Here is a 26,601-nt window from a genome sequence, read left to right on the forward strand (position 1 = left end):
CGCAATCGGGGGTTGCCGACCCGGGTGCTGCTCATCTCGGCGCACGACGAGCCGGCGATCGTGTACCAGGCGCTGCAGCAGGGTGCCGCGGGTTTCGTGCTCAAGGAGGCGACGCGCGCGGAGATCGTCACGGCCGTGCGGGATTGCGCCGCGGGCCGCGACGTGGTGGCGCCCACCCTGGTCGGCGGGTTGGCGGCGGAGATCCGGCACCGCGCCGAACCTCCCGCCCCCGTGCTCAGCGCGCGGGAGCGGGAGGTGCTCAATCGGATCGCTCGCGGTCAAAGCATCCCCGTCATCGCCGGTGAGTTGTTCGTGGCCCCGTCGACGGTCAAGACGCACGTGCAGCGCCTGGTACACGATCGCCGGCTCGTCGTGCGCCGAGATGAGCAGCACCCGGGTCGGCAACCCCCGATTGCGCACCGCGGCCGCCACCTCGGCCCCGTCCATGCCGGGCATCCGGTAGTCGAGGAGCGCGACCTCGGGCAGCTGCGACGCGATCAGCTCCAACGCGGCGGTCCCGTCGGCGGCCTCACCGACCACGTCCACCGACCCGCTCGACGACAGCGCCCGCACCACGCCCTCCCGGAACAGCGGGTGATCGTCGGCAACCACCACCCGCACCTTCTCGCCCGGCGCCGCGCTGACCATGGCGACGAGTCTAACGTTTTGCCGGGTCGCTGCCTCCGTCGACGTGGCGGGCGCTGATGCGTAGACACGCAGTTTGCCTGGGCTCGCCGGCCGCCGATGAGTACGGTGAGCGGGTGGCGGTCACCGGCGACGCGGAACTGGAACGCGTCCGCACCATTCACCAATTGCGTTCCTACCGAATCGGTGCCGTGCTGCGGCTCGGCGTCGTGGGTCTGATGGCCGCGGCCATGATCATCGGCACCGAGCGCTCGGAGTGGCCTCAGGAAACCGTGCTGATCGCGCTCTACGCGTCGGTCGGGCTGGGCGCGCTGGCGTTGGCGTTCGCCCCGGTGCGCCGCCGGGTCGGCCGGGGCCGCCTGGTCACGCTCGGCCGGCTGGAGCCGTTCGCGTTCACCGTCGTCGACATCGTCGCGCTGACGGCGTTCCAGCTGTTGTCCACCAACGGGGTGTATCCGCTGCTGATCATGGCGATGCTGCCGGTCCTGCTGGGCCTGGACGTCTCCTCGCGGCGCGCGGCGGTGGTGTTGCTCTTCTCCATGCTCGGCTTCGCGATCGCCGTGCTGCAAGATCCGGTGATGTCGAGCGCGGTTCGATTGCCCGAGGCCGGGTTTCGCTTCTTGCTCTATGCGTTCCTGTGTTGCGCGGCGTTCCTGGTGGTCCGGATCGAGGAGCGCCATACGCGGTCGGTGGCCGGGCTCAGCGCCCTGCGCGAGGAGTTGCTCGCGCAGACGATGACCGCGGCGGACGAATCGCAGCGCCGGATCTCCGAGTTCATCCACGACGGGCCGTTGCAGGACATCCTCGCGGTGCGCCAGGAACTCGACGAGCTCAAAGTCGCCTTCGCGGGCGACGACCGGGTCGACCGGGCGCTGGCCGGCCTCAAGTCGGCCTCGGAACGGTTGCGCCAGGCCACCTTCGAATTGCACCCGGCGGTGCTCGAGCAGGTCGGGCTGGGCGCCGCGGTGCAGCAGTTGGCCACCTTCACCGCCCAGCGCGCCGGCATCGACATCGCGACCGACATCGACTACCCCCTGCGCAGCGAGATCGATCCCGTCGTCTTCGGGGTCGCGCGGGAGTTGCTGTCCAACGTCGTGCAGCATGCGCGGGCCCACACCGCGACGGTCACGCTCGGGATCACCGACGGTCGCTGCGTGCTGCACGTCATCGACGACGGCGTGGGCCTCAGCCTCACGACCGTGGCGCGCCGGCTCGGTGAGGGGCACATCGGGCTCGCCGCGCATCGATCTCGTGTGGAGGCGGCCGGCGGGGCGTTCGTCTTTCTCGACGTGCCGATCGGAACGCACGCGTGCGTCGAACTGCCGGTCTCGCAACGCTCTTGCGACCAGCGGCGGACGGGCGGGTAATCGCCGGGCTTCTGGGTACGCCTTCGGGGAGCAGTCCAGACACACAGCCGGGAGGGCAGCAATGACGACGGCGCAACCATCGCCCGTAGCCGCGACGCACGACTACACGCTCGACGAGCAACGCAACATCAACCTGGTACGCGAATACATGGAGATCTCCTACACGCCCGGCAGGGCCAGCGCCGAAGCGGTGGCGCACCTGTGTGCCCCCGGCAATCGCTTCATCGCGCCGACCACGTTCCCGGGCGTCGACACCCTCGAGGGCTATGCCGACGACCACGGTCGGCTCATGGAACAGGTCGACGACCTGCGCATCGTGAGCTACGACGTCTGCTTCGCCAAGGCCGACCGCGTCTGCCTGCGCTACAGCGCCGAGGGGACGCACCGGGGCCGGCCGCACGGCGACCTCGAGCCCACCGGCCGCACCGCGCGGTGGTCGGCGGCGGCGCTTTTCCAGGTGCGCGACGGCAAGCTGGTCGAGTTCGTCAAGGACTGGAACAAGCTGTCGATGTGGGAGCAGTTGGGCTGGCCCCTGGAGGAATGCCTGACCTCCGGCCGGGCCTGAGCCGCCGCTAGGTCAAGTCGACGGACTTTCCGGTGGCGGCCGCGTGACCGGCGCGGTAGCCGAAAACCATTGCCGGACCGAGGGTTCCACCGGCACCGCCGTAGGCCCGTCCGGTCACGCCGCCCATCGCGTTGCCGGCGGCGTACAGGCCGGGTATCGGCTCGCCGCTGACGTGCAGCACGCGACCGTCGCGGTCGGTGCGCGGCCCGCCCTTGGTGCCCATCGCCCCGATGCGCACCGGCACGGCGTAAAACGGTGCGGTGTCGATGGGGCCGAGGGTCTTTCCGGCGAGCGTGGTCGCGCTGTCGTCTCCCCAGTAACCGTCGTAGGCGCTGGAGCCGCGCCCGAAGTCGGGGTCGGCGCCGGCGGCCACGTGCCGGTTCCACCGTGCGACGGTGTGGGCCAGGCCGTCGGCGTCGATGCCGGTCTTCGCGGCCAACTCGTCGAGATCCGCGGATTCGCAGAACCATTCCGGAACCCGTTGACCCGGTTCGATTCCGAGGAATCCGTAGCGCTGCAGGTGCACGGAGTCGAACACCATCCACCCCCGGTCGTTGACGTAACCGCCGCGCGGGTCGAGGTAGTGGAACGCTCCGGCCATCGAGTTGTAATCGCAGGCCTCGTTGACGAAGCGGTGCCCGGCCGCATTGACGATGATGCTGCGCGGCCGGGTGCGTTCCAGGCGCACGCTGCGGCTGCGTTGCCTGCCGTCGATCGTGTCGCCAGGGATCTGCACGATGGGCACCCACCAGGCCTCGCCCATGTTGGCCAGGTCGGCGCCGTGCGCCATCGCCAGCCGCAGCCCGTCGCCGGTGTTGTTGGGCGGTGAGACCGCACCGTGCATGGGGCCGCGCAGAAAGGCCTGCGCCAGACCGGGATCCCACTCGAAGCCGCCGGTGCCCAGGATGACACCGTGGCGGGCGCGCACGGTCAGGGTTTGCCCCGCCAGCGCGACCCGCACCCCGGTGATCTCCCCGGCCTCGGTGACGAGCTGCTCGGCGCGGGCGTTGACGTGCGGAACCACACCGACGTCCAGCAGGCCCTTGAGCAGCCCGGCGATCAGCGCGGTGCCGGCGACACACAGGTGGCTGGTTCGCTCGTCGATCGCCGCGTGCAGCCTGGCGCGGGTCTCGGCGTCGAATCCCACGTTGGACCAGTCGGCCGGGAACGACGTGATGCGCGTGGCCCATTCACCCAGCTGCGCCAGGTCGAACGGGGCCGCGGACAGTGACCGGCCCCCGGACGGCTGCCCGCCCGGCAGTTCGGGCTGGTAGTCGGGGAAGCCGGTCGCGATCTCGAAGCGCAGCCCGCTGTGCGCCTCGATGAAGTCGAGCATCGCGGGCCCGGTGTGCACGAACGTCTCCACCAGGTCGTCGTCCATCGATCCCAGCGACTGGGCGCGCAGGTAGCGCAACGCGTCGTCGGGCGTTAATTCGCCGTCGGGAGAACGGTTGTGCGCCGGTATCCACACGATGCCGCCGGACACGGCGGTGGTCCCACCCACCGTCGGTGCCTTCTCGAAGACTTCCACCGTGGCGCCCGCGGCGGCCGCGGTGAGCGCGGCGGTGAGGCCCGCACCTCCCGTGCCGAGCACGACGACGTCGACTTGGGTGTCCCAGGGCATGAACGGTGTCCTTTCAGCTCAGCAGCGCCGACAGCTGGTGGGCGGCCGCCAGGACCGCGTCCTTGCCGCGCAGCACCACGTCTTCCCGGTGCGAGATCAGGTTGATGCAGGTCGGCGGGGAGGGCGCCGGTCGCCGTACCGGGACCGCCAACCCGAAGGTGTTGGGTTCGATCTCCCCGTAGGTGCTCACCCAGCCCCGCTCTCGCGCCCGGGCGACCAGGTCCCGCTCGCCCGGGCGCGGCGGCATGCTCGCGAGCAGCGCGATGCCCGCGGCCCCACGCTCCAACGGGTAGCGGCTGCCCTCGTGGAACGAGAGTTGGTAGGCGACGTGGCTGGGGACGATCACCGCGATCGCCACCTGCTGCTCGCCCTCGGCGATGAGCAACGACACGGTGGTGCCCAGCTCGTCGGCCAGCGTGCGCAGCGTCGGGAGGCTGACCTGCCGCACGTTGCGGTCGAACGACGCACCCAGCACGGCGAGCCCCGCCGCCGGCCGATAGCGGCCGTCCTCGCCCTTGGCCACCAGGTGGAATTGGGCCAGCGTCGTCAGCAGGCGGTAGGCGATCGTGCGATGCACACCGACCCGTTCGGCCAGCTGTTGCGCGGTCATCCCGCCGGGGGAGTCGGCCACCAATTGCAGCGCGGTGAGTCCCCTGGCCAGCGTCTGCGAGCCCGGTCCCGGTCCTGTCACAGGCTTGACAGACCACCGCGCGAGAGCGAAGCTCTAAATATAACGCACATTAGTGTGCGATATTAGCACACAAAGCTAGTCGAAAACGAGAACGGCGTTTTCCCACGGGCGAGGCGTGAGAGGAATCGTGGCGGAGTTCGAAAGCATCTGGAGCGACCTGCAGGGCGTCGCCTTCGAGCAGGGTTACCTCGAGGCTCAGGGCGTGCCCACCCGCTACCTACGGGCGGGCAGGCCGGGCAACCCGGTGCTGGTGCTGTTGCACGGCTCGGGCGGACACGCCGAGGCCTACGTCCGCAACCTGGCCGCGCACGCCGAGCACTTCTGGACCTGGTCCATCGACATGCTCGGGCACGGCTACACCGGCAAGCCCGGGCACCCGCTGGAGGTCCGGCACTACGTCGAACACCTGATGGCCGTGCTGCGCGCCATCGGCGTCGACCGGGCCAGCATCAGCGGCGAGTCGCTCGGCGGGTGGGTGGCCGCCCGCGCCGCCATCGACCACCCGGACGTCGTCGACAAGCTGGTCCTCAACACCGCGGGCGGCTCTCAGGCCGATCCGGCCGTGATGCAACGGATCATCACCTTGTCGATGGCCGCGGCCGAGGACCCGGCCTGGGACACCGTGCAGGCGCGGATCAAGTGGCTGATGGCCGACAAATCCAAGGGCTACGACGACCTGGTCGCCAGCCGCCAACGCGTCTACCGCCAGCCGGGATTCGTCGACGCCATGCGCGACATCATGGCGCTGCAGGACCCGCAGATCCGTGCCCGAAACCTCCTGGGGCCGGCCGAATACGGGTCGATCACCGCGCCCACGCTGGTCCTGTGGACCAGCGACGACCCGACCGCCGACGTGACCGAGGGCCGCCGTATCGCCTCGATGATCCCGGGGGCGCGTTTCGAGGTGATGCCCGGTTGCGGCCACTGGCCGCAGTACGAGGACGCCAAGACCTTCAACCGCCTGCACCTCGACTTCCTGTTGGGCCGCTGATGGCCGACGCATCCGAGGTCGACACCGACGTCCTCGTCGTCGGCGCCGGACCCGTCGGCTTGACGCTGGCTAATATCCTTGGCCTGCAGGGCATTAAGACGGTGGTCGTCGAGGAGCGGGACACCCTGATCGATTACCCGCGCGGGGTCGGGCTCGACGACGAGGCGTTGCGGACCTTCCAGGCGATCGGGTTGGTCGACCGGATCCTGCCGCACACGGTGCCGAACCAGATCCTGCGTTTCCTGGACGCGCACCGCCGCGTGCTCGCCGAGATGGCACCACCCGACGCGCGATTCGGGTGGCCCAAGCGCAACGGGTTCGTCCAGCCGCTCGTCGACGCCGAATTGCTGGCCGGCCTGGACCGTTTCGACCACGTCGAGCTGTGGTGGGGCCGGCCGATGACGGCCTGCGAGGAGGACCCGACGGGCGTCACCGTCGAACTCGGCGGCGGGCAAGGCCGGGTGCGGGCGCGCTACGTCGTCGGCTGCGACGGTGGCCGCAGCATGACCCGCCGCGTGATGGGCGTGTCCTTCGACGGCACGACGTCCGCGACGCGATGGCTGGTGGTCGATATCGCCAACGACCCGCTCGGTCACCCGAACAGCGAGGTCGGTGCGGACCCGGAACGCCCCTACGCCTCCATCTCGATCGCCCACGGAATTCGCCGCTTCGAGTTCATGATTCACGCCGACGAGACCGACGAGCAGGCCGAGGACCCGGAGTTCCTGACGCGCATGCTGGCGCGGATGGTGCCCCACCCCGATCGGGTGGATGTGATCCGGCGTCGCGTGTACACGCACCACTCGCGGATCGCCGGCGCCTTCCGCAAGGGCCGGCTGTTGCTGGCCGGCGACGCCGCGCACCTGATGCCCGTGTGGCAGGGGCAGGGCTACAACAGCGGCATCCGCGACGCGGCCAACCTGGGCTGGAAATTGGCCGCGGTGGTGACGGGCCGCGCCGACGACACGCTGCTCGACACCTACGACGTGGAGCGGCGCAAGCACGCGCGGGCGATGATCGACCTGTCCACCATGGTGGGCCGCGTCATCTCGCCGACCAACCGGCGGGTGGCGGGCGCGCGCGACCTTCTCATCCGCTCGGCGTCGATCGTCCCGACCCTCAAGCGCTACGTGCTGGAGATGCGGTTCAAGCCGATGCCGCGCTACGAGACCGGCGCCGTGGTGCACGGCACGTCGTATTCCGCTGGCCCGCAGTCGGTTTCGCCAGCCGGTACGCTGTTCATCCAACCGCGCGTCGACACCCGCACACAGCAGGATGTGCTGCTCGACGACGTCCTCGGCGACTGGTTCGCCGTCCTGTGCTGGAACAATTACCCGCGCCGGATCCTCGGCGACGTGGCGTTCGCCAACTGGAAGGCGCTCGGCGCCCGCTTCGTCGCGCTGCGGCCGCGGACCCAGCTGCACTGGACGGGTCACGACGACCCCGACGTCGTGGTCGTCGGCGACCGGTCCGGCGGCGTGAAGTCCTGGTTCGACTCCCACCCGGAATCGGTGCTGTTCCTGCGGCCCGATCGGTGCATCGCCGGCGCGTGCATCGCCCAGCGGGCACCGGATCTGAGCGCCGAGCTGTTGTCGGTGCTGGCCCTCACGCCGCCCCTGGCACCGCGAGGGGGTGAATCGCCGAATGGCACTGGCTCTGTGCTGCATGTCGCACAGCCCGCTGTTGAATCTTCCGGGGCCGTCGCGGGACCTGCTTGACGACATCGAATCGGCGATCGGCGCCGCGCGGCGCTTCGTCACCGACTACGACCCCGAGCTCGTCGTCACCTTCTCCCCGGACCACTACAACGGATTCTTCTACCGGGCGATGCCGCCCTTCTGCATCGGCACGGCCGCCGCGGGCGTCGGCGACTACGGCACCCACGCGGGACCGTTGACCGTGGCCGACCGGCTCGCGTTGGACTGCGCGCAGGCCGTGTTGGACGACGGCGTCGACGTCGCGGTGTCGACCAGCATGGACGTCGACCACGGCACCGTGCAGCCGCTGGAGAAGCTGTTCGGTGACGCGACGGCGCGCCCGGTGCTCCCGATCTTCATCAACGCGATCGCCGTGCCGCTGGGGCCGTTACGCCGCTGCCGAGCGCTCGGCGCGGCGGTCGGCAGGTATCTCGCCGGCCTGGACAAGCGGGTCCTGCTGCTGGGCTCCGGCGGCCTCTCGCACAGCCCCCCGGTGCCGACGCTGGACACGGCGCCGCCGCCGGTGCTCGAGCGCATCGTGCACGGTCGCCCCATGACGACCCAGCAGCGCCAAGACCGCCAGGCCGCGGTCGTCGAGGCGGCCCGCGGCTTCGCGACCGGCAACTCGCCGCTGCAGCCGTTGAATCCCCTGTGGGACAACGCGTTCCTGGACATCGTCGACACCGGCCGGCTGGCCGAACTCGACGGGTGGTCGAACGCGTTCGTCGCGCGCGAGGGCGGTGGCTCCGCGCAGGAGATCAGGACCTGGGTCGCGGCGTTCGCGGCGCTGGCCACCGCGGGCCCGTACCGAACTGTCGAGCGTTTCTACCGGGCCGCCCCGGAACTCATCGCCGGGTTCGCCATCAGAACGGCGGTCCCGCAATGACGTCGGTGGCCGAGGGTTTCGACCACGTCGTTGACCTGCTGATCATCGGGTCGGGGGGCGGCGGTATGACCGCCGCCCTGACAGCGCAGGCCGCCGGCCTGGACGCCCTGATCGTCGAGAAGTCCTCGTGCTACGGCGGTTCCACCGCCCTGTCCGGCGGCGGCATCTGGGTGCCCGGGGCGCCCGCGCAATGCCGGGAGGGCTACCGGCCGTCCCCGGACGCCGTCGTCGAATACCTGCTGCGGATCACCGACGGCCTGGTGAGCGAGGCGCGGATCCGCCAATACGTGGAGTCCGCCCCGAAGATGCTCGCCTTCCTGGAAGGCGCCTCGGGGTGGTGCGAATTCGTCTGGAAGCCCGGATACGCCGATTACTATCCCGAGCTGCCCGGCGGCTCAGAACTCGGCAGCACCATCAACGTCCCGCCCATCGACCTGCGCGCCCTCGGCCCCGACGAGGAGCAGCTGCTCAAGCCGCTGGCGCTGGCGCCGAAGGGAATCTGGCTCGGGCCCAAGGAGCTTCGCACGTTCTACCGGATCCGGCAGTCGTGGGCGGGCAAGGGGGTGCTGCTCAAGCTGATCGCCCGGATGGTGCGGGCCCGGGTGTTCGGCGAACGGATGGCCGCGATCGGCCAGTCGCTGGCCGCGCGGCTGCGCCTGGCGCTGCGCGAGCGGGGCATCCCGCTGTGGCTGGACTCGCCAATGATCGAGTTGCTGACCGATCCCGACGGCGCGGTGACCGGCGCGGTGGTGCAACGGCAGGGCCGCGCGCACCGCATCGGGGCGCGGCGCGGCGTCATCCTGGCCTCCGGAGGTTTCGAGCACGACCTCGCCCGGCGCAAGGAGCTGCTGCCCGAGGTGGACCAGGACTGGAGCTTCGGCAACCCGGCGGCCCTGGGTGACGGCATCCGCGCGGGCGAGAAAGTCGGGGCCGCAACGGACCTGCTCGACGAGGCCTGGTGGTTTCCTGCGATCCAGTGGCCGGACGGCCGCATGCAGTTCATGCTCAACGAGCGGATGATGCCCGCCCAGTTCATCGTCAACGGCGCCGGGCGGCGGTTCATCAACGAGGCGGCCCCCTACATGGATTTCGGTCACGCCATGATCGCCGGCCAACGGACTGGCCTCACCCACATACCCTGCTGGCTGATCACCGACCACCGGTCGTGGAACCGCTACGTCGTCGCGGGCCACCTGCCCATCCCCAAGATTCCCGGGGCGCCGGTGCCCACCGGGCGCAAGGTCCCGTCGGCGTGGCTGCAATCCGGCGTCGTCAAGGCCGCCTCGTCGTGGGAGGAGTTGGCCGGCCGGATCGGCGTGCCCGCGCAGAACCTGACCGAAACCGCCCGCCGCTTCAACGAACTCGCGCGTCGCGGCCACGACGACGATTTCAACCGCGGCGACAGCGTCTACGACAACTACTACGGCGACCCGACGTTGCCGAATCCCAACCTGTTCCCGCTCGGCGCCCCACCGTATTACGCCTTCCGGATCGTCCTCGGTGACCTCGGCACCTCCGGCGGCCTGCGCACCGACGAGCACGCCCGCGTCCTGCGGGCCGACGACACCGTGGTGCCCGGGCTCTACGCGGTAGGCAACACCGCGGCGCCGGTGATGGGCCGCAGCTACGCCGGTGCTGGCGCCACCATCGGACCCGCCATGACCTTCGGCTATGTCGCGGCGAAACACGTTGCCGCACAGCCTGCCAACGACGCCCTGAATTCGCCTAGGAGGTAGCAATGAAGATTTCGCTGTTCTACGAGTTCGCCCTGCCGCGGCCCTGGGCGCCCGACGACGAACACGCCATGCTGCAGGACTGCCTCGACGAGGTGGCGGCGGCCGACAAGGCCGGCTTTTCCACCGTCTGGCTGACCGAGCACCACTTCCTCGAGGAGTACTGTCACTCCACCGCCCCCGAGATCTTCCTCGCCGCCGCCAGTCAGCGCACCAAGAACATCCGGTTGGGGTTCGGCATCATGCACTTACCGCCCGTGGTGAACCACCCCGCGCGGGTCGCCGAGCGCATCGCCACGCTCGATCTGCTCTCCAACGGCCGCGTCGAATTCGGCACCGGCGAATCGTCGTCGGTCGGCGAACTCGGGGGCTTCAACATCGACCCCGCCGACAAGCGGGCGCAGTGGGAGGAGGCGCTGGAGGTCTCGATCCGCTGCATGATCGAGGAGCCGTTCAGCGGGTTCAAGGGGCAGCACATCGAGATGCCGGCCCGCAACGTGGTTCCCAAGCCGCTGCAGAAGCCGCACCCGCCGGTGTGGGTCGCCTGCACCCGCCCGGCCAGCGTCCAGATGGCCGCCCAAAAGGCCATCGGCGCACTGAGTTTCGCCTACACGGGCCCCGGCCCGCTGACGGAGAGGGTCAACGGCTACTACAAGGAGCTCGAGGAGAACGGGGTCCCGGTCACACCGGCGATCAACCCGAACATTCTGGCCATCGGCGGCGACCTGTCGATGATGGTGGCCAAGACCGAAGACCAGGCCTTGCAGCGCCTCGGGAAGGGCGGCGGCTTCTTCTCCTTCGGGATCATGCACTACTACATGACCGGCGTGCACACCCCCGGCCGCACCGGGGTGTGGGAGCGCTACCTCGACGAGGTCGAGAAGGACCCGACCCTCGCCTATGGTCCCGGGCGCGGGGCGATCGGCACCCCGGCCATGGTGCGTGAATTCCTGCGCGGCTACGAGGAAAGCGGCGTCGACGAGATCATCCTGCTGCTCAATCCCCGTAGCCACGAGGGCACCATGGAATCCATCGAGTTGATGGGCCAAGAGGTGCTGCCCGAGTTCATCGAGCGTGACGCCAAGGCGGTGGCCGAGAAGGCCAAGCGCCTAGAGCCCGTGATCGAAAAGATCGAGGAGCGCCGCCCCGAGCCGACCGCGCCGCGGTTCGACGAGGAATACTCGTTCGGCGGCCTGCCCACCGGGCGGGGCGGTAAATTCACCGCCAGCGAGATCCCCGAGGCGATGGCCGAGATCAACGAGGGCCGGGTGCAGGCCGCGCAGCGGGCGAAAGAGCAGCAGCAGTAATCACCGAAAACGGTTGAGCCGAGGGACATCGGGCGTTGGGACAGATCGACCAGTTGTGGCGCTACGACGGTCGCCGGGCGGTGGTGACCGGATGCGCGTCGGGCATCGGCGAACACGTGGTGCGCCAGCTCACCGAGGTCGGCGCCGACGTCGTCGGGCTCGACAAACGCCGCCCCGCGATCGACGTCGCCGAGTTCCACGAGATCGACCTGGCCGACCAGGAGTCGATCGACGCGGCGGTGTCCTCCATCGACGGGCGCGTCGACGCGCTGTTCAACGTCGCCGGCGTCTCCTCCGGGATCGGTGACCCGCCCCTGGTGGTCACCGTCAACTTCCTCGGCCTGCGGCACGTCACCGAGGCGCTGATCGCGCGCATGGCCGCCGGGTCCGCCATCGTGAGCGTGTCGTCGCTGGCGGCGCGCGACTACCGCGAACACCTGCGGGCGATCGCCCCGCTGGTCGCGACCGCCACGATGCGCGAGGGCGTCGACTGGTGCCAAGCCCACCCGGACGCGCTGGCCGGCGGCGGTTACCAGTTGTCCAAGGAGGCGCTGATCCTCTACACCATGCGCAGCGCCGCGGCCCTCGGCGCGCGCGGGATCCGCATCAACTGCACCGGGCCCGGCGTCACCGAGACGCCGATCCTCGATCAGCTGCGCACCGCCTACGGGCAGGCCTTCCTCGACGACATCCCCAAGCCCCTGGGCCGGGTCAGTTCCCCCGCCGAGCAGGCGGCGGTCCTGCTGTTCCTCAATAGCGCTGCCGCAAGCTACATTTCGGGGCAGGTGCTGTGGGTTGACGGCGGCAACCTGGGCGCGGCGATCGCCCGCGAGCTCGAAGAGGGGGCCCCGTGGCCGGCGTAACCGACTTCCGGCGGGTCGCAGCAGAGGTCCGCAACTGGGGCCGCTGGGGTGATGACGACGAGCTGGGCACCCTCAACTTCATCACCCCCGAAAAGATTGCCCAAGCGGCCGGCCTGGTCAGGCACGGCAAGGTCTTCCCCCTCGGCGTCGACTTCGGTTCGTCGGGTCCGCAGGGGGCGTTCAAGTTTCGGCACAACCCCATTCACACGATGACCGTCGACGGCGGTGACGCACATTCGCTGCCGCGGTTCGGCCCCGGCTGGGTGGACAACCCGAGCGCTCAGGACATGGGGAAGTACTTCCAGGACGACTTGTTCCGCTTCAACGACGACATGATCGTCATGCCGCTGCAATGCGCGACGCAGTGGGACGCGCTGTCGCACGTCTACTACGAGGACAAGCTGTACAACGGGTTTCCCGCCGACTCCGTCACCAGTTTCGGCGCGAAGCACTGCGGGATCGACAAGGTCGACGGCAAGGGCATCACCTCCCGTGGGGTGCTTCTCGACGTCGCCCGTCACCGCGGTGTGGACACCTTCATCGAGCTCGGTAACCCGATCACCGCCGGGGAGTTGGACGACGTGGCGCGCGCGCAGGGCGTGACGATCGGCAGTGGCGACATCGTCTTGGTCCGAACCGGTTGGTGGGCAAGGTTTTGCGAAACCGGAGACGGCGGCGAGCCCGGCTCCGGCCTGGACTGGCTGTGCGCGTCGTGGTTCCACGACCACGACGTCGCCGCGGTGGCCGCCGACAACCTGATGGTCGAAGACCCGGTCTCGGGCGTGCAGGGCACGTTCATGCCGATGCACATGCTGTGCCTGCGCGACATGGGCCTGATGCTCGGCGAGTACTGGGACCTCAACGCCTTGGGGGCCGATTGCGCCGCCGACGGCGTCTACGAATTTCAGCTCATCGCGCCGCCGCTGAGGTTCACCGGCGCGGTGGGCTCCCCGGTGAATCCGATCGCGATCAAGTGATGGGGTTCTCCCGCCACACCCTGTCGGTCGACGGGCTGCGGACCAGCTACCTGGAAGCGGGTCACGGTGACCCGGTGGTCCTCCTGCACGGCGGCGAGTTCGGCGCCGGCGCCGAACTCGGCTGGGAACGCAACATCGCCGCGCTGGCCGCCCGGTACCGGGTGCTGGCGCCCGATCAGCTGGGCTTCGGAGAGTCCGCCAAGGTCGTCGACTTCGTCGACGGCCGTGGGATGCGGATCCGGCACGTCGCGCGCTTCTGCGAACTGCTCGGCGTCGGCGCGGCGCACTTCGTCGGCAACTCGATGGGCGCGATCAACCTGCTCGTCGACGCCACGTCCGACGCGCCGCTCCTGCCGGCCCGCAGTCTGGCGATCATCTGCGGGGGCGGTGACATCCAGCAGAACCAGCATTTCGAAGCGCTGCAACAGTACGACGCCACCTTGGCGGGGATGCGCCGGATCGTCGCGGCGTTGTTCCACGACGCGGCCTACGCCGCCGACGGCGACTACGTGCGGCGCCGCCACGAGTCCAGCACCGCGCCCGGCGCGTGGGAAGCCATTGCCGCGGCGCGGTTTCGGCGCCCGGGTGCCGCGCCCTCGTCGACGCCACCGAGCGCGCGTCCCTACGCGCGCATCCGGGTGCCGACGCTGGTCGTCGAGGGCGGCGACGACAAGTTGCTACCGGCGGGCTGGGCGGCCGACATCGCCGCGCAGATCCCCGGCGCCCGGTCCGCGGTCGTCGCCGACGCCGGGCACTGCCCGCAGATCGAACAACCGTCGGTGGTCAACGACCTGCTGTTGGAGTTCCTCGACGCCGTGTGAGGCGCTCGGCGACGCCCCGATGAGGCTAGGAAGCGCCGCTCGGCGCCCGGGCGGCCAGCCACGCGTCAAAGCGGGTGGGGTAGACGGTGGTCTCCTCACCGGGCACGGGAACGATGCTGCGCTCGTCGAGCACCGCGCCGTAGTACCGGGCGTCGGCGTCGGTGACTACGGTGCGCCCGTCGGCGTCCGCGGCGATCAGGGCGCGGATGAAGTCGTCCATGCCCTGCTTGTCGGGACCCGCGATGTTGACGATCCCATTGCGGGGCTCGCCGACCGCCGCACGGGCGACGGCCGTGGCGACGTCCGCGGCGGCGATGGGCTGAAACGCCGCGTGCGGCGCGCGGACCGTGTCCCCGTCGGTCATCGAATCGGCAATGCCGGAAACGAATTCGAAGAACTGCGTGGCCCGCACGATCGAATAGGGACGCCCCGATTCGGCGATCAGCCTCTCCTGCGCGACCTTGGCGCGCAGGTAACCGCTGTCCGGGGCTCGGTCGGCACCCACGATTGAGAGGGCGACGTGGTGGGCGACGCCGGCGGCCCGCTCCGCCTCGAGCAGATTGCGGGTGGACGCGGTGAAGAAGTGCAGCACGTCGTCGTCCGCCCAGGACGGCGAATTGGCGACGTCCACCACCGCCTGCACCCCCGCGACGGCGTCGGCGAGCCCCTCGCCGGTGACCGCGTCGACCCCCGAGCGCGGCGAGGCCGGCACTGCCTCGTGGCCCAGCCCGTCGAGGATCGACACGACCTGCGATCCGATCAGTCCGCTGCCCCCGATTATGAGAATCTTCATCGTCGAGCCTCCCGAAGCGAATACCTGCGGATGCGGGCGCGTCCTTACTATCGCGCATTGGCGGTTCGCGCGCCACAACCGATCGAACGGCGGCATGGCCTCGGGGCCAAGGAGGGTGGGGGCTTTGGGGGCGTCATCGTTGCAACTCCGTTCCGCGACAACGCAAGACGTCCTGGACTGCGGGCGGGTCTGCTATCGGGCCTTCAGCGCCGTGGCCGAGCGCCACGCGTTCCCCCGCGATTTCGCCGAGGTCGGGGCGGCCATGGACCTCATCTCACAACTCGTCGCGAACCCACGCTTCTTCTCCGTCGTCGCCGAACGCGACGGAACCGTCGTCGGCAGCAACTTCCTGGACCAACGCGCCAGCATCTTCAGCGTCGGCCCGGTCACGGTCGAACCCGACGTCCAAGACCACGGAATCGGCGGGGCATTGATGGCGGCGGTGCTCGACGAGAGTGCGAGGCGCCAGGCGCGGGGGGTGCGGTTGGTCCAGGTCGCCTACAACACCCGCTCGCTGAGCCTCTACGCACGACTGGGTTTCGACGTCCGCGAGCCGCTGGCGGTGCTGCAGGGACCAGCCATCGCCCGGGCCCGCCCCGGCTTCGATATCCGCCCCGCGACGCGCGAGGACGTCCCGGCGTGCGACGCGCTGTGCGTGGGCGTGCACGGCCACGACCGGTCGGGAGAACTGCAGGAAGCCGTAGACCGCGGGGCGGCCAGCGTCGTGACGCAGCACGGGCGAATCACCGCCTACAGCACCGGGATTGGTTTCACGGGGTATTCCGTCGCCGAGACCGACGAGGCCCTGACCGCCCTGATCGCCGCGGCCCCACACTTCGCCGGGCCGGGCTTTCTGATGCCGCTGCGCAACACCGCCCTGCTGCGCTGGTGCCTGGGCCACGGGCTGCGAGTGGTCTACGTGGCGAACCTGATGACCGTGGGCTACTACCGGGAACCTCGGGGCGCGTACCTCGCCTCTATCGGTTACTGATCCCACCGTCCCGGGCGACCCGCACTAAATCAATTGCTTGACTTAACGCGGCGGCCGCCGATTAACTCGTCGTGTGGTCAACGAGTTGGAGGGCACGGTCGCCATCGTCACCGGCGCCGCGTCCGGGATCGGCCGCGGTATCGCGCAACGGTTCGTCGCCGAGGGCGCCCGGGTGGTGATCGCCGACGTGGCGGCCGACCGCGGGGAGGAAGTGGCGGCCGCGCTCGGCGGCGCCGCCCTCTTCCACCGCACCGACGTCTCCGAACCCGACGAGGTCGGTGCGCTGGTGGCCGCCGCCGTCGAGGCGTTCGGCGCCCTGCACGTCATGGTCAACAACGCGGGGATCTCCAGCCCGCTGCGCAAGCTCCTCGACGACGACCTCGCCGACTTTCATCGGGTGCTGGGGGTCAACCTGTTGGGCGTGATGGCCGGCACCCGGGATGCCGCCCGGCACATGGCCGAACACGGTGGCGGATCGATCATCAACATCACGTCGATCGGCGGCATCCAGGCCGGCGGCGGCGTGATGAGCTATCGCGCGTCCAAGGCGGCCGTCATCCACTTCACCAAGTCGGCCGCAATCGAGTTGGCGCAGCACGACATTCGCGTCAACGCCATCGCCCCGGGCAGCATCCCCACCCCCATCTTGGGCAAGTCGGCGGCCGGCATGGACGCCGAGCAGTTGCAGCAGTTCGAGGCGCGCATCCGCCAGGGCATGCGCGACGATCGGCCACTCAAGCGCGAGGGCACGCCCGACGACGTGGCCGAGGCGGCGCTGTACCTCGCCACCGACCGGTCGCGCTACGTCACCGGCATCGTGCTGCCGGTCGACGGCGGCACCGTCGCGGGCAAGGTCATCAAGAGCAGGAGACGCGAGGGCTGACCCGTCGCGGTCAGAACCGTCCCCGGCCCTTTAAATCAATCGCTTGACTTAATCCCACGGCCGCGGTTGACTAACGCAATGACCACTGCCGGCCGGGCCGTCCGCACCGACCGCGCCAGCTCCACCCAGGAGGCGATCCTGGTGGCCGCCGAGCGGCTCTACGCCGAGCACGGAATGTTTGCCGTCTCGAATCGGCAAGTCAGCGAGGCCGCCGGCCAGGGGAACAACGCCGCGGTCGGCTACCACTTCGGCACCAAGGCCGACCTGGTGCGCGCCATCGAACACAAACACCGCGGGCCCGTCGAGCGGCTCCGCGAGCGGATGGTGGCCGAGCTGCTCGCCTCGGGTGGGTCGGGTGAACTGCGGGACTGGGTCGCCTGCCTGGTCCGCCCGCTCACCGACCACCTGGAGGAGCTGGGCAACCCCACCTGGTACGCGCGGTTCGCCGCCCAGGCCATGACCGATCCGGCGTACTACAACATCATCGTCAAGGGCGCGCTCAGCTCGCCGTCGCTGGTCCAGGTGGTCGAGGAGACCAACCGGTGCCTGCCCAACCTGCCCGCCGAAGTGCATTTCGACCGCAACATCATGGCCCGAAACCTGTTGATGCACACCTGCGCCGACCGCGAGCGCGCGCTGGCCACCGGCGTGTTACCGCCGCACCGCTCCTGGCGCGCGGCGGCGTCCGGCTTGATCGACGCGATCGTGGGCCTGTGGCTGGCGCCCGTGACACCGCACGAGTGAGGGACCGGGGAAGATGAAGGTAACGGTCGACCAAAACGCTTGCGCCTCATCGGGAAACTGCGTCATGAACGCGCCCGAGGTGTTCGATCAGCGCGACGACGACGGCGTCGTCGTTTTGCTCGAGGAAACCCCCGGGGCCGACCTGGCCGAGGGCGCGCGGCGCGCGGCTGCGGCGTGCCCCGCGCTGGCCATCCACATCGAGGAATGAGAACCATGCCGGACACCCTGACCAGCGGCACGACCCAGACCACCGCCGAGGTCCCGGAGTACCCGATGGCCCGGGACCCGCGCTGCCCGTTCGCCCCGCCACCGGACGTCATGACGCTCGCCCAGGCCCGGCCGCTGTCCCGGGTCCGCATCTGGGACGGCAGCACCCCGTGGCTCATCACGGGCTACGAGCAAGTGCGAGAACTGTTTTCGGACTCCCGGGTGAGCGTCGACGACCGGCAGCCCGGTTTCCCGCATTGGAACGCCGGAATGCTGTCCACCGTGCACAAGCGGCCGCGCTCGGTGTTCACCGCCGACGGCGAGGAGCACACCCGGTTTCGGCGCATGCTGTCAAAGCCGTTCACGTTCAAGCGCGTCGAGGCGCTGCGCCCCACCATCGCGCGGATCACCGACGATCACATCGACGCGATCCTGGCCGGCCCGCAGCCCGCCGACCTGGTCACGGCGCTGGCGCTGCCGGTCCCCTCGCTGGTGATCAGCCAACTGCTGGGCGTCCCGTACGAGGACGCCGACATGTTCCAGCACCACGCCAACGTCGGGCTGGCCCGCTACGCCACCGGTGAGGACACCGTCAAGGGCGCGATGAGCCTGCACAAGTACCTCGGCGAGCTCGTCGAGGCCAAGATGGAACACCCGGGCCAGGACGCGGTCTCCGATCTCGCCGAACGGGTCAAGGCCGGCGAACTCAGCGTGAAGGAGGCCGCCCAGCTGGGCACCGGCCTGCTGATCGCCGGGCACGAAACCACGGCGAACATGATCGGGCTCGGGGTGCTTGCCCTGCTGCAGAACCCCGACCAGGCCGCCGTCCTGCGCGAGGCCGAAGACCCGAAGATCGTGGCCAACGCCGTGGAGGAACTGTTGCGCTACCTCAGCATCATTCAGAACGGTCAGCGCCGGGTGGCGTTGGAGGACATCCACATTGCCGGGGAGACGATCCGCGCCGGCGACGGCATCATCATCGACCTCGCCCCGGCGAACTGGGACGCCGACGCCTTCACCGAGCCCGACCGGCTGTACCTGCACCGCTCCGGCGCGGACCGCAACGTCGCGTTCGGGTACGGCCGGCACCAGTGCGTGGGTCAGCAGCTGGCCCGCGCCGAACTGCAGATCGTCTACCAGACCCTGATGCGGCGCATTCCCACGCTGTCGCTGGCCATCCCGCTCGACGACGTGCCGTTCAAGCACGACCGTCTCGCCTACGGCGTCTACGAACTTCCGGTGACCTGGTAGCCCCCAGGCCGCAACGTCAGGACTATCCGATCCGAATGGAGGGTCAAAGATGACTACTCAGGCAAGCCCCGTGTCGCTGTACCCGCCGAAGGGGTTCGGCGCGCCGAAGGATCGCCGCGGCCACGCCTCCGGCGCGGACGTCGGGCTGCCGGAGGGCACCGTGGTGTTCTCCGCCGACAACCACATCTCGCTGGCGGACGACATCTTCTACCAACGCTTTCCAGACGACCTGAAGGACAAGGCGCCGCGGATCTGGTACGAGGACGGCGCCTACCAGGTCGGGCGCAAGGGCCAGTCCTTCTTGCCCGGCGACTTCAGCGCCGTGCTCATGCAATACGACGATCTGCCCGGCGCCGCGAGCACCAACATCGAGGCCCGCATCCAGGAACTGCACGACGACGGTGTGGACAAGGAGCTGGCGTTTCCCAACGCCGTGCTGGCGCTGTTCCACTACCCGGACAAACGACTGCGGGAGCTGGCGTTTCGCGTCTACAACGAGTACATCGCCGAGCTGCAGGAGCGCTCGGGCGGCCACTTCTACGGCGCCGGGCTGATCAATTGGTGGGACCCGCAGGGCACCCGCAGGACGCTCGACGAGCTGAAGTCGTTGGGGCTGAAGACCTTCCTGATGCCACTGAACCCCGGCAAGGACGACGACGGCAACCCGATCGACTACTGCAGCACCACCATGCGGCCGGTGTGGGACGAGATCGAGGCCGCCGGCCTGCCCGTCACCCACCACATCGGGGAGACGCCGCCGAAGAGCCCGACCGAATTCAACAGCGTGGTCGTCGGCATGATGATCAACATCGACGGCTTCCGGGAGACGTTCTCCAAGTACATCTTCGGCGGCATCCTCGACGACCACCCCGGCCTGCGGATCGGCTGGTTCGAGGGCGGCATCTCCTGGGTGCCGTGGGCGCTGCAAGACGCCGAGCACCTGGTCGCCTCCTATCAGCACATGTTCAACCGGCCGCTGCAGCATGACGTCCGGCACTATTGGGACGCCCACATGAGCGCGTCGTTCATGGTCGATCCGCTCGGCCTGCAACTCATCGACCGCATCGGCGTGGACAAGGTGATGTGGTCCAGCGACTACCCACACAACGAGAGCACCTACGGGTATTCGGAAAAGTCGCTGGCCGCCGTCGTCGACGCCGTCGGCCCCACCGACGCGGCGAAGATCGTCAGCGGCAACATCACCGAGTTCCTAGGCCTGCAGCGGTGATTCGATGACGACATTCGCGCACGCGGGCGCCGCGACCGGCGCCCTGGTCATCCCGGAAACCCCCGACCTGGCCCGGCTGCGCCGCGAGACCGGCCGACGGCTGCGCGCGGCCATGGCCGAACGCGGCGTCGACGCGCTGGTCCTGTTGGGCAACAACGCGGTGGTCTACGCCACCGGGACCAGCTGGCCGCTGGGCGACGCGGGATTGTCCTACGTCGAGCGGCCGGTTGCCGTGGTGCTCGCCGATGACGAATGGCCGCACCTGTTCTTGCCGTTTCGAGAAGGCGCCGCGCTCGAGTCGGGTCTGCCCGCCGACCACCTGCACGGACCGGTCTATCTCGAATTCGACGAGGGCGTCGAGCAATTCGCGCGGGCGCTGGCCGACCTGATCCCGGCACCGGCGGTGGTCGCGGTCGACGAGTTCACCGGCGCCATGTCACGCGCCACCAAGCGGTTGTTTCCGTACGGGGCGCCCGTGGACGCCGCCGCCATGGTCAGCGCCGCGAAGGCCGTGAAGACTCCCGACGAACTGTCCTGCATCCGCACGGCGATCCGCATCACCGACGAGGCGATGGTCGAGGTGCAACGCGGGCTGGCCCCCGGAATCCGCCAGATCGACCTGTCCGCACGCTTCCTGCGCCGCGCCTTCGAGCTGGGCGCCACGGCAAGCATGCTGGAACCCATCTGGCAGGTGATGCCGCCCAGCAAGGCCGACGGCGTGTGGACCACGCACGGGGATCTGGCGCTGCCGTTGCTCACCACCGAGCGGGAATTGGCCGACGGCGACGTGCTGTGGACCGACGTCAGCATTACCTATCACGGGTACTGCTCCGATTTCGGGCGTACCTGGATCGTCGGTCGCGACCCGTCACCGCGCCAGCAAGCGCAGTTCGCCAGGTGGTTCGAGATCATGAGCGCGGTCCTGGGTGTCGCCAGGGCCGGCGCCACGGCGGCCGACCTGGGCCGGGCCGCGATCGACGCCAACGGCGGCACCAAGCCCTGGCTGCCGCACTTCTACCTGGGACACGGCATCGGGGTGAACGCCGCCGAAATGCCGATGATCGGCACCGATCTCGGCACCGAGTTCGACGAGACCTTCGTGTTGCAAGCCGGCATGGTGCTGGTCTTGGAGCCGGTGGTGTGGGAGGACGGCACCGGCGGTTACCGCAGCGAAGAGGTCCTGGTCATCACCGAGGAGGGCTGGATCCGATTGACCGACTACCCGTATGACCCCTATGGCAACTGAAGTCCTGCCCGACGAGCGGGTGTTGCGCTCGGGCCGCCGGCGGCGTGCGCTCGAGCAGATGGCCGAGCACGGCCTCGACGTCCTGGTGCTCGGGCGGCAGGCCAACGTCCGCTACGTCACCGGCGCCCCGCAGCTATGGGTCGCCGGCACCAGGCCGTTCGGCCCAACCTGTGTCCTGGTGCGCGCGACCGGGGCGATCCATCTGCTTAGCACCTGGGACGAGGGTGTGCCGGAGGACATCCCGCACGAGAACCTCTACGGCATTTCGTGGAACCCGATGAACACCGTGGCGGCCCTGCAGCGCATCGAGGGTGCCGCCACCGCACGCCGCGTCGGAACCGACGCGCTGTCACCTGTGTTCGCGCGCCTGCTGCCGACCGCCTTTCCGCGCGCCGACCTGGTCGACGGCGAGCTCGCGATGCGCGCGGCCAGACGCATCAAAACGGCCGAGGAAGTCGTCGCGCTGCGCGAGGCGATCGCGGTCGCGGAGTCCGGCCTCGCCGCCGCCGTGTCCGAGTTGCGCCCGGGGGTGGGCGAGCAGGAGTTGGCCGGGGTTCTGCTCGAAGCCGTCGCGGCCGGTGGTGTCAGCACACCGTCCAACCAGGACGTCGCCTGGGTGACGTCGCGCGAGCACCCCTGGCGGCGCGGCCACGGGGACGGTCGCGTGAAAGACGGTGACCTGGTGGCCTTCTCGGCCGGCGTCTTGGCGGGGGGGTACATCGGAGAGGTGGGACGAACCTGGCCCGCCGGTCAGCACCGCACCGCCGCCGACCTTTATCGGCGCTGGGACAGGTTGTGGGACAACCTGTTCCAGGCGTGCCGGGCGGGTGCGCCGGCCAGTGACCTGCTCGCGGCGTATCCCGCCGCGGGCGAGCCGGAGCCACCGTTACCCGTGGCGCGCGGCTTGGGCATGGGGTTCGACCCGCCCGTCGTCGCGCACCGGCTGCCGCAGACGGCCGCCACCGAGCGACTGGCGGCGGGAATGGTGCTCTCGGTGACCGGGTACGTGTGGGAGCGGGGCGCCGGAGCGGTGTTCGGGCGCCAGGCGGTGCTGATCGGCGCCGACGGTCCCGACATCCTGACCCGCAGCCCGTTCTGGCGGCCCTGACGGTGCCCACGCAACCGGCGGTCGAGTCGCGTACGACCGGCACCACGAAGGGCAGAGCGAAGCGACGGTGACGCAGCCACCACTGACCGGCTACACGGTGGTCGACCTGTCCAGCGGCATCGCCGGCGCCTACTGCACCAAGCTGCTCGCCGACGGTGGCGCCGAGGTGGTGAAAGTCGAGGCGCCCGAGGGTGATCCGCTGCGGCTGTGGTCGGCCTCCGGCGCCGCCGTCCCGGCCGGCGGCGACGGTGCCCTGTTCACCTACCTGGCGGGGGCGAAGCACAGCGTGGTCGCCGACCCAGGCAACGCCGGCGACGCCGAGCTGGTGCATCGGCTACTGGCCGCGGCCGACGCGGTGATCTGGTCGGCGGGCTCGCGGGTCGCCGACGCGGCGGTGTTCGCGCCGGAGGCCATCGGTGAGCGCCACCCGCACCTCACCGTCACCTCCATCACCCCGTTCGGGCTGCACGGCCCCTGGCGGGACAAACCGGCGACCGAATTCACGTTGCAGGCCTGGTCGGGCGGGATCGTCGGGCTCGGCCGCGGCGAGCAGCAACGCGCGCCCGTCTTCGTCGCCGGCCAGGTCGGGGAATACCTGGCCGGCGCCTACGCGAGCGCGGCGACCCTGGCGTCGAGATGGCGCCGAATCGCCGGTGGCGCAGGCGAATTGCTGGATCTGTCGATGCTGGAGACGGACATCCTGTGCCTCACCTACTACCCGGTCACCTACCACGACGTGCTGGGCAGGCCATGGCGGGACCTGCGGCGGCCGACGATCCCGGGGGTGGCTCAAGCCAAGGACGGCCTGGTCAGTCTCGGCTGCGGCACCGCGCAGCAATGGTTCGACCTGTGCGCGATGGTCGGCCACCCGGAGTGGATCGACGAAGACTCGGCGTTGTCGATCACCGAGCAGGCCAACATCCACGCGGAGGACATCTTCGCCTGGCTCACCGACACCCCGGTCGACGAAGTCCGCGAGCTGGCCGCGGCGTTTCGCATCCCGCACGCGCCCGTGGGCAACGGCGCGAACCTGACGTCGTTCGACCATTTCGTCGAGCGCGGCTGCTTCGCGCGCAACCCGCGCGACGGCTTCGACCAGCCGAACCCCCCGTATCGGTTGCGGCCCGTCCAGCTGCCCCGGCCGCGGCCGGCACCGCGGCTGGGGGAGCACACGCAGCGCTACCGCGCCGCGCAACTGCCGCCCCGCCCGGCGCCCGCGGGTCCCGGGAAGCCGTTGCCGTTCAGCGGGACTCGTGTTCTCGACCTGACGACCTTCTGGGCCGGTCCGTGTGCCACCCACTTCCTGGCCCTGCTCGGCGCGGAGGTCATCCACGTCGAATCCACCCGTCGGCCCGACGGCACCCGGCTGATCGCCGGCATCCCCACCGCCGAGGAGCGCTGGTGGGAAAGGTCTCCCATCTTCGAGGCCTTGAACACCAACAAGAAGGGGGTGACGCTGGACCTGCAGGACCCCCGCGGCCGGGACCTGCTGCGTGGCCTCATCGCCACGTCGGACGTCGTCGTCGAGAACTTCACGCCGCGGGTGCTCGACCACATCGGCCTCGACTTCGCCGCCGCGCAATCGTTGCGGAGAGACATCGTCATGGTGCGGATGCCCGGCTTCGGTTTGGAGGGGCCCTGGCGCGACAACCCGGCGTTCGCCTACGTCATCGAGGCCGCGTCGGGGGTGAGCTGGCTCACCGGCTACCCGGACCGCACGCCCTATGACCCCTACTCGATCGGCGACGCCTGCGCCGGTGTGCACGCCGTCAACGCCATCATGCTGGCCCTGGAGCACCGAAGGCGCACCGGGGACGGGGTTTTCGTCGAGGCGGCGATGGTCGACGCCGCGCTGAGCATCGCCGCCGAGCAGGTGATCGAGCATTCGGCGTACGGGGCGCTGCTGGAGCGCGCCGGCAACCGCGGGCCCACGGCCGCCCCGCAAAACCTCTATCTGAGCGGCGATGTCGACGAATTCGGGCGGCTCGACAGTTGGGTCGCCATCGCGGTCGAGACCGACGAGCAGTGGAACAGCCTCTGCGCCGCGCTCGGCTCGCCCGCGTGGGCTACCGGTCCGGAGCTCGCCACGGCGGCCGGCCGGCGCGAGCATCACGATCTCATCGACGAGCGGCTCGCCGCGTGGTGCGCGCCGCGCGGCCGCGACGCCATCGTCGCCACCCTGTGGGACGCCGGCGTGCCGGTGGCCAAAGTGCTGCAGCCGCACCGGCAGACCGAGCTGGAGCAGCTGACGTTTCGGGGGTTCTTCGAAACGGTCGACCACCCGGTCAACGGCCCGGCACGGCTTTCCACGCTGCCGGTGCGGTCGTCGGCCGGGCCGCACACGTTTCACACCGAGCCTGCCCCGCTCCTCGGGCAGCACAACCGTTTACTGCTGGCCGAGTTGGGTCTGTCCGATGCGCAGATCGCCGCGCTCGAGGCCGACGGCGTGATCGGCAGCGCGCCGGCGATGGGCGGCTGATCACCGATGGCCATCGACCCGGCCGACATCCTGCTCACCGGGCAGGTGGCCGTGGTGACCGGCGGGGGAGCCGGGATCGGCCGCGGAATCGCGGCCGGGCTCGCCGCATTCGGCGCCCGCGTCGCCATCTGGGAACGCGACCCGCAGTCCTGCGCGCTGGCGGCGAAAAGCATTGGCGCCCTTGGTATCCCGACCGACGTCCGGGACGGCGCCCAGGTCGACGCCGCGCTGCAGCGCACCCTCGACGAGCTCGGCACGCCGACCGTCCTGGTCAACAACGCCGGCGGCGTGTTCTCGTCGCCACTGTTGCAGACCAGCGAGAACGGCTGGGACGCCCTGTACCGCGCCAACCTGCGCCACGTGCTGCTGTGCAGCCAGCGCGTCGCGCGGCGGATGGTCGCGGCCCAACTGCGCGGCAGCATCATCTCGCTCACCTCGATCGAGGGCGTGCGCGCGGCGCCCGGATACGCGGCATACGCCGCGGCCAAGGCCGGGGTCATCAACTACACGAAGACGGCCGCGCTGGAATTGGCGCCGCACGGCATCCGGGTCAACGCGATAGCGCCCGACATCACGCTCACCGAGGGGCTGGCCCAACTCGGCGGCGAGGCGGCGTCGAGCCGGATCGGCCAGGTCGTTCCCCTGGGGCGGCCCGGTCACGTCGACGAAATCGCCAGCGCCGCCGTCTTTTTAGCGTCGAGGATGTCGGCCTACGTGACCGGGCAGACGCTGCACATCGACGGCGGGACCCATGCCGCGGGTGGCTGGTATCGGGATCCGCACACCGGTGACTACCGCCTCGGACCCGCATGACGCCTCGTCAGCCGGAGAATACCGGCAGGTCGATGCCGACGGCCGCGTTCTGCTCCGGGCTCGCCAGCGTATAACCGTACTTCTGTGTGATGGCGACGAAATGCCGCAGCCGGTCGGCCGTCACCGCAATGGGCTCGCCCGTCGACGGCAGGCCGACCTCGGTGAAGAACTTCCCCATCCGCAGGGTGGTGACGATGAGGTCCACTGCCGGTTCGTCGGAAACGTTGCGGTGCGCGTGCAGCACGCCGCCGGGTATCCGCACGTAATCGCCGGCATGGGCGTCCTGCCACCGCAATCCGCGATCGCTCTCGATCAGCACCTGATGGGTGCCCGCGAGGATCAGGAAGTCCTCGGCGTCGGGGTGGCTGTGCAGCGGCACCGTGACACCGGGCGGCACCACGGCGCGCATCACGCAGAACTGGCCGTGTTCCTCATCGGACCACGTGACGAACTCCACGCTGGGCCCGAACACCTCGAACGCCTCTCTGGCCGTGCCCGCCGCGATCCGGTAAAGCACCTCGGCAGTCGCCGATTCCGCGCACATGCTTTGCCCTCTCCGGGGCGTCCGCCGACCGCCGCCGCCTCTGGACACGGCGCGCGGCACCCGGCGGTTCACCGGATCCCGGCTAGTGCTGCCAGCCCTCGGCGGCCTGCTCCTCGAAGGCGCGGTCGATGCGCTCGAACCGGTGGC

The 26,601-nt window shown here is 69.9% G+C and carries 24 protein-coding genes and 1 pseudogene; 20 read left to right on the forward strand and 5 right to left on the reverse strand.

Annotated elements, in window-relative coordinates:
* Positions 1–342: 342 nt before the first annotated feature.
* Positions 343–648: pseudogene (locus tag A5714_RS06420) on the reverse strand (response regulator transcription factor); the annotation flags it as partial.
* Positions 649–761: 113 nt separating this feature from the next.
* Between A5714_RS06420 and A5714_RS06425 the strand changes: the two are divergent.
* Both A5714_RS06425 and A5714_RS06430 read left to right on the forward strand, forming a co-directional pair.
* Positions 762–2,012: an ATP-binding protein gene (locus A5714_RS06425; RefSeq protein ID WP_068283927.1), complete on the forward strand. Its 1,251-nt coding sequence runs from the start codon at positions 762–764 to the stop codon at positions 2,010–2,012.
* A gap of 61 nt (positions 2,013–2,073) precedes the next feature.
* Entirely contained in the window at positions 2,074–2,577 is a 504-nt protein-coding gene (locus tag A5714_RS06430; RefSeq protein WP_068283932.1) for an ester cyclase, read from the forward strand.
* A 7-nt stretch (positions 2,578–2,584) separates the two neighbouring features.
* Here A5714_RS06430 and A5714_RS06435 read toward each other — a convergent pair whose 3' ends face one another.
* Positions 2,585–4,201 carry an FAD-dependent oxidoreductase gene (locus A5714_RS06435; RefSeq protein WP_068283936.1) on the reverse strand — a complete coding sequence of 539 codons (1,617 nt, stop codon included), beginning with the start codon at positions 4,199–4,201 and terminating at the stop codon, positions 2,585–2,587.
* A 13-nt stretch (positions 4,202–4,214) separates the two neighbouring features.
* Entirely contained in the window at positions 4,215–4,892 is a 678-nt protein-coding gene (locus tag A5714_RS06440; protein WP_068283941.1) for an IclR family transcriptional regulator, read from the reverse strand.
* 127 nt (positions 4,893–5,019) lie between these two features.
* On the opposite strand from A5714_RS06440, the gene A5714_RS06445 reads away from it, so the two are divergent.
* From A5714_RS06445 to A5714_RS06480, 8 genes are read left to right on the forward strand one after another with little or no spacing between them, the layout of a single operon-like run.
* Complete coding sequence (locus A5714_RS06445) at positions 5,020–5,883, forward strand: alpha/beta fold hydrolase (RefSeq protein WP_068071091.1); 864 nt, start codon at positions 5,020–5,022, stop codon at positions 5,881–5,883.
* Complete coding sequence (locus A5714_RS06450) at positions 5,883–7,601, forward strand: bifunctional 3-(3-hydroxy-phenyl)propionate/3-hydroxycinnamic acid hydroxylase (RefSeq protein ID WP_068283944.1); 1,719 nt, start codon at positions 5,883–5,885, stop codon at positions 7,599–7,601. The genes A5714_RS06445 and A5714_RS06450 overlap by 1 nt, the downstream gene beginning before the upstream one ends.
* Entirely contained in the window at positions 7,549–8,466 is a 918-nt protein-coding gene (locus tag A5714_RS06455; RefSeq protein WP_068283947.1) for a 3-carboxyethylcatechol 2,3-dioxygenase, read from the forward strand. Before A5714_RS06450 ends, A5714_RS06455 begins: the two co-directional genes overlap by 53 nt.
* Positions 8,463–10,202: an FAD-binding protein gene (locus A5714_RS06460; RefSeq protein ID WP_068283951.1), complete on the forward strand. Its 1,740-nt coding sequence runs from the start codon at positions 8,463–8,465 to the stop codon at positions 10,200–10,202. Before A5714_RS06455 ends, A5714_RS06460 begins: the two co-directional genes overlap by 4 nt.
* A gap of 2 nt (positions 10,203–10,204) precedes the next feature.
* On the forward strand, positions 10,205–11,506 hold the full coding sequence (locus A5714_RS06465; RefSeq protein ID WP_068283953.1) for an LLM class flavin-dependent oxidoreductase: 1,302 nt from the start codon (positions 10,205–10,207) through the stop codon (positions 11,504–11,506).
* A 35-nt stretch (positions 11,507–11,541) separates the two neighbouring features.
* Positions 11,542–12,369: a coniferyl-alcohol dehydrogenase gene (locus tag A5714_RS06470; protein ID WP_068071101.1), complete on the forward strand. Its 828-nt coding sequence runs from the start codon at positions 11,542–11,544 to the stop codon at positions 12,367–12,369.
* On the forward strand, positions 12,357–13,346 hold the full coding sequence (locus A5714_RS06475) for a cyclase family protein (protein ID WP_068283954.1): 990 nt from the start codon (positions 12,357–12,359) through the stop codon (positions 13,344–13,346). Before A5714_RS06470 ends, A5714_RS06475 begins: the two co-directional genes overlap by 13 nt.
* Positions 13,346–14,167 (forward strand): alpha/beta fold hydrolase, encoded by an 822-nt coding sequence (locus tag A5714_RS06480; RefSeq protein ID WP_068283956.1) that lies wholly within the window; start codon positions 13,346–13,348, stop codon positions 14,165–14,167. Before A5714_RS06475 ends, A5714_RS06480 begins: the two co-directional genes overlap by 1 nt.
* A 25-nt stretch (positions 14,168–14,192) precedes the next feature.
* Here the strand turns inward: A5714_RS06480 and A5714_RS06485 are convergent, their stop codons facing one another.
* On the reverse strand, positions 14,193–14,960 hold the full coding sequence (locus A5714_RS06485) for an SDR family oxidoreductase (RefSeq protein ID WP_068071106.1): 768 nt from the start codon (positions 14,958–14,960) through the stop codon (positions 14,193–14,195).
* A 139-nt stretch (positions 14,961–15,099) separates the two neighbouring features.
* Between A5714_RS06485 and A5714_RS06490 the strand changes: the two genes are divergently transcribed.
* The 10 genes from A5714_RS06490 to A5714_RS06535 all read left to right on the forward strand — a co-directional run bounded on the left by A5714_RS06490 (position 15,100) and on the right by A5714_RS06535 (position 25,910).
* A complete protein-coding gene (locus A5714_RS06490) occupies positions 15,100–15,951 on the forward strand; it encodes a GNAT family N-acetyltransferase (RefSeq protein ID WP_197502860.1) in 852 nt (283 codons plus the stop codon).
* A 73-nt stretch (positions 15,952–16,024) separates the two neighbouring features.
* Positions 16,025–16,834 carry an SDR family NAD(P)-dependent oxidoreductase gene (locus A5714_RS06495; RefSeq protein WP_068283957.1) on the forward strand — a complete coding sequence of 270 codons (810 nt, stop codon included), beginning with the start codon at positions 16,025–16,027 and terminating at the stop codon, positions 16,832–16,834.
* Between the two features lie 78 nt (positions 16,835–16,912).
* A complete protein-coding gene (locus tag A5714_RS06500; RefSeq protein WP_068071117.1) occupies positions 16,913–17,578 on the forward strand; it encodes a TetR/AcrR family transcriptional regulator in 666 nt (221 codons plus the stop codon).
* 13 nt (positions 17,579–17,591) lie between these two features.
* Positions 17,592–17,786, forward strand: coding sequence for a ferredoxin (locus A5714_RS06505; protein WP_068283958.1), 195 nt, complete (start codon positions 17,592–17,594; stop codon positions 17,784–17,786).
* A 5-nt stretch (positions 17,787–17,791) separates the two neighbouring features.
* A complete protein-coding gene (locus A5714_RS06510; RefSeq protein ID WP_068283959.1) occupies positions 17,792–19,036 on the forward strand; it encodes a cytochrome P450 in 1,245 nt (414 codons plus the stop codon).
* Between the two features lie 160 nt (positions 19,037–19,196).
* On the forward strand, positions 19,197–20,264 hold the full coding sequence (locus tag A5714_RS06515) for an amidohydrolase family protein (protein WP_197513584.1): 1,068 nt from the start codon (positions 19,197–19,199) through the stop codon (positions 20,262–20,264).
* Positions 20,265–20,268: 4 nt separating this feature from the next.
* Entirely contained in the window at positions 20,269–21,510 is a 1,242-nt protein-coding gene (locus tag A5714_RS06520) for a Xaa-Pro peptidase family protein (protein WP_068283968.1), read from the forward strand.
* A complete protein-coding gene (locus A5714_RS06525; RefSeq protein ID WP_068071126.1) occupies positions 21,500–22,618 on the forward strand; it encodes a Xaa-Pro peptidase family protein in 1,119 nt (372 codons plus the stop codon). Before A5714_RS06520 ends, A5714_RS06525 begins: the two co-directional genes overlap by 11 nt.
* A 67-nt stretch (positions 22,619–22,685) precedes the next feature.
* Entirely contained in the window at positions 22,686–25,097 is a 2,412-nt protein-coding gene (locus tag A5714_RS06530) for a CaiB/BaiF CoA-transferase family protein (RefSeq protein ID WP_068283971.1), read from the forward strand.
* A 6-nt stretch (positions 25,098–25,103) separates the two neighbouring features.
* Positions 25,104–25,910, forward strand: coding sequence for an SDR family NAD(P)-dependent oxidoreductase (locus A5714_RS06535; RefSeq protein WP_068283974.1), 807 nt, complete (start codon positions 25,104–25,106; stop codon positions 25,908–25,910).
* Positions 25,911–25,917: 7 nt separating this feature from the next.
* Here the strand turns inward: A5714_RS06535 and A5714_RS06540 are convergent, their stop codons facing one another.
* Positions 25,918–26,526, reverse strand: a complete 609-nt coding sequence (locus tag A5714_RS06540; RefSeq protein ID WP_231975811.1) for a cupin domain-containing protein — start codon at positions 26,524–26,526, stop codon at positions 25,918–25,920.
* Between the last annotated feature and the right edge of the window lie 75 nt (positions 26,527–26,601).

The organism is Mycobacterium sp. E2462 (assembly GCF_001672685.1).
In the GTDB taxonomy this organism is placed as follows: Bacteria; Actinomycetota; Actinomycetes; order Mycobacteriales; family Mycobacteriaceae; genus Mycobacterium.

What these genes read in the sequence shown, in the direction of transcription:
- A5714_RS06430 (WP_068283932.1), top strand. Translation starts at nt 2,074, where the DNA reads ATGACGACGGCGCAACCATCGCCCGTAGCCGCGACGCACGACTACACG.
- A5714_RS06435 (WP_068283936.1), bottom strand. Translation starts at nt 4,201, where the DNA reads ATGCCCTGGGACACCCAAGTCGACGTCGTCGTGCTCGGCACGGGAGGT.
- A5714_RS06450 (WP_068283944.1), top strand. Translation starts at nt 5,883, where the DNA reads ATGGCCGACGCATCCGAGGTCGACACCGACGTCCTCGTCGTCGGCGCC.
- A5714_RS06455 (WP_068283947.1), top strand. Translation starts at nt 7,549, where the DNA reads ATGTCGCACAGCCCGCTGTTGAATCTTCCGGGGCCGTCGCGGGACCTG.
- A5714_RS06460 (WP_068283951.1), top strand. Translation starts at nt 8,463, where the DNA reads ATGACGTCGGTGGCCGAGGGTTTCGACCACGTCGTTGACCTGCTGATC.
- A5714_RS06465 (WP_068283953.1), top strand. Translation starts at nt 10,205, where the DNA reads ATGAAGATTTCGCTGTTCTACGAGTTCGCCCTGCCGCGGCCCTGGGCG.
- A5714_RS06480 (WP_068283956.1), top strand. Translation starts at nt 13,346, where the DNA reads ATGGGGTTCTCCCGCCACACCCTGTCGGTCGACGGGCTGCGGACCAGC.
- A5714_RS06485 (WP_068071106.1), bottom strand. Translation starts at nt 14,960, where the DNA reads ATGAAGATTCTCATAATCGGGGGCAGCGGACTGATCGGATCGCAGGTC.
- A5714_RS06500 (WP_068071117.1), top strand. Translation starts at nt 16,913, where the DNA reads ATGACCACTGCCGGCCGGGCCGTCCGCACCGACCGCGCCAGCTCCACC.
- A5714_RS06505 (WP_068283958.1), top strand. Translation starts at nt 17,592, where the DNA reads ATGAAGGTAACGGTCGACCAAAACGCTTGCGCCTCATCGGGAAACTGC.
- A5714_RS06510 (WP_068283959.1), top strand. Translation starts at nt 17,792, where the DNA reads ATGCCGGACACCCTGACCAGCGGCACGACCCAGACCACCGCCGAGGTC.
- A5714_RS06520 (WP_068283968.1), top strand. Translation starts at nt 20,269, where the DNA reads ATGACGACATTCGCGCACGCGGGCGCCGCGACCGGCGCCCTGGTCATC.
- A5714_RS06525 (WP_068071126.1), top strand. Translation starts at nt 21,500, where the DNA reads ATGGCAACTGAAGTCCTGCCCGACGAGCGGGTGTTGCGCTCGGGCCGC.
- A5714_RS06535 (WP_068283974.1), top strand. Translation starts at nt 25,104, where the DNA reads ATGGCCATCGACCCGGCCGACATCCTGCTCACCGGGCAGGTGGCCGTG.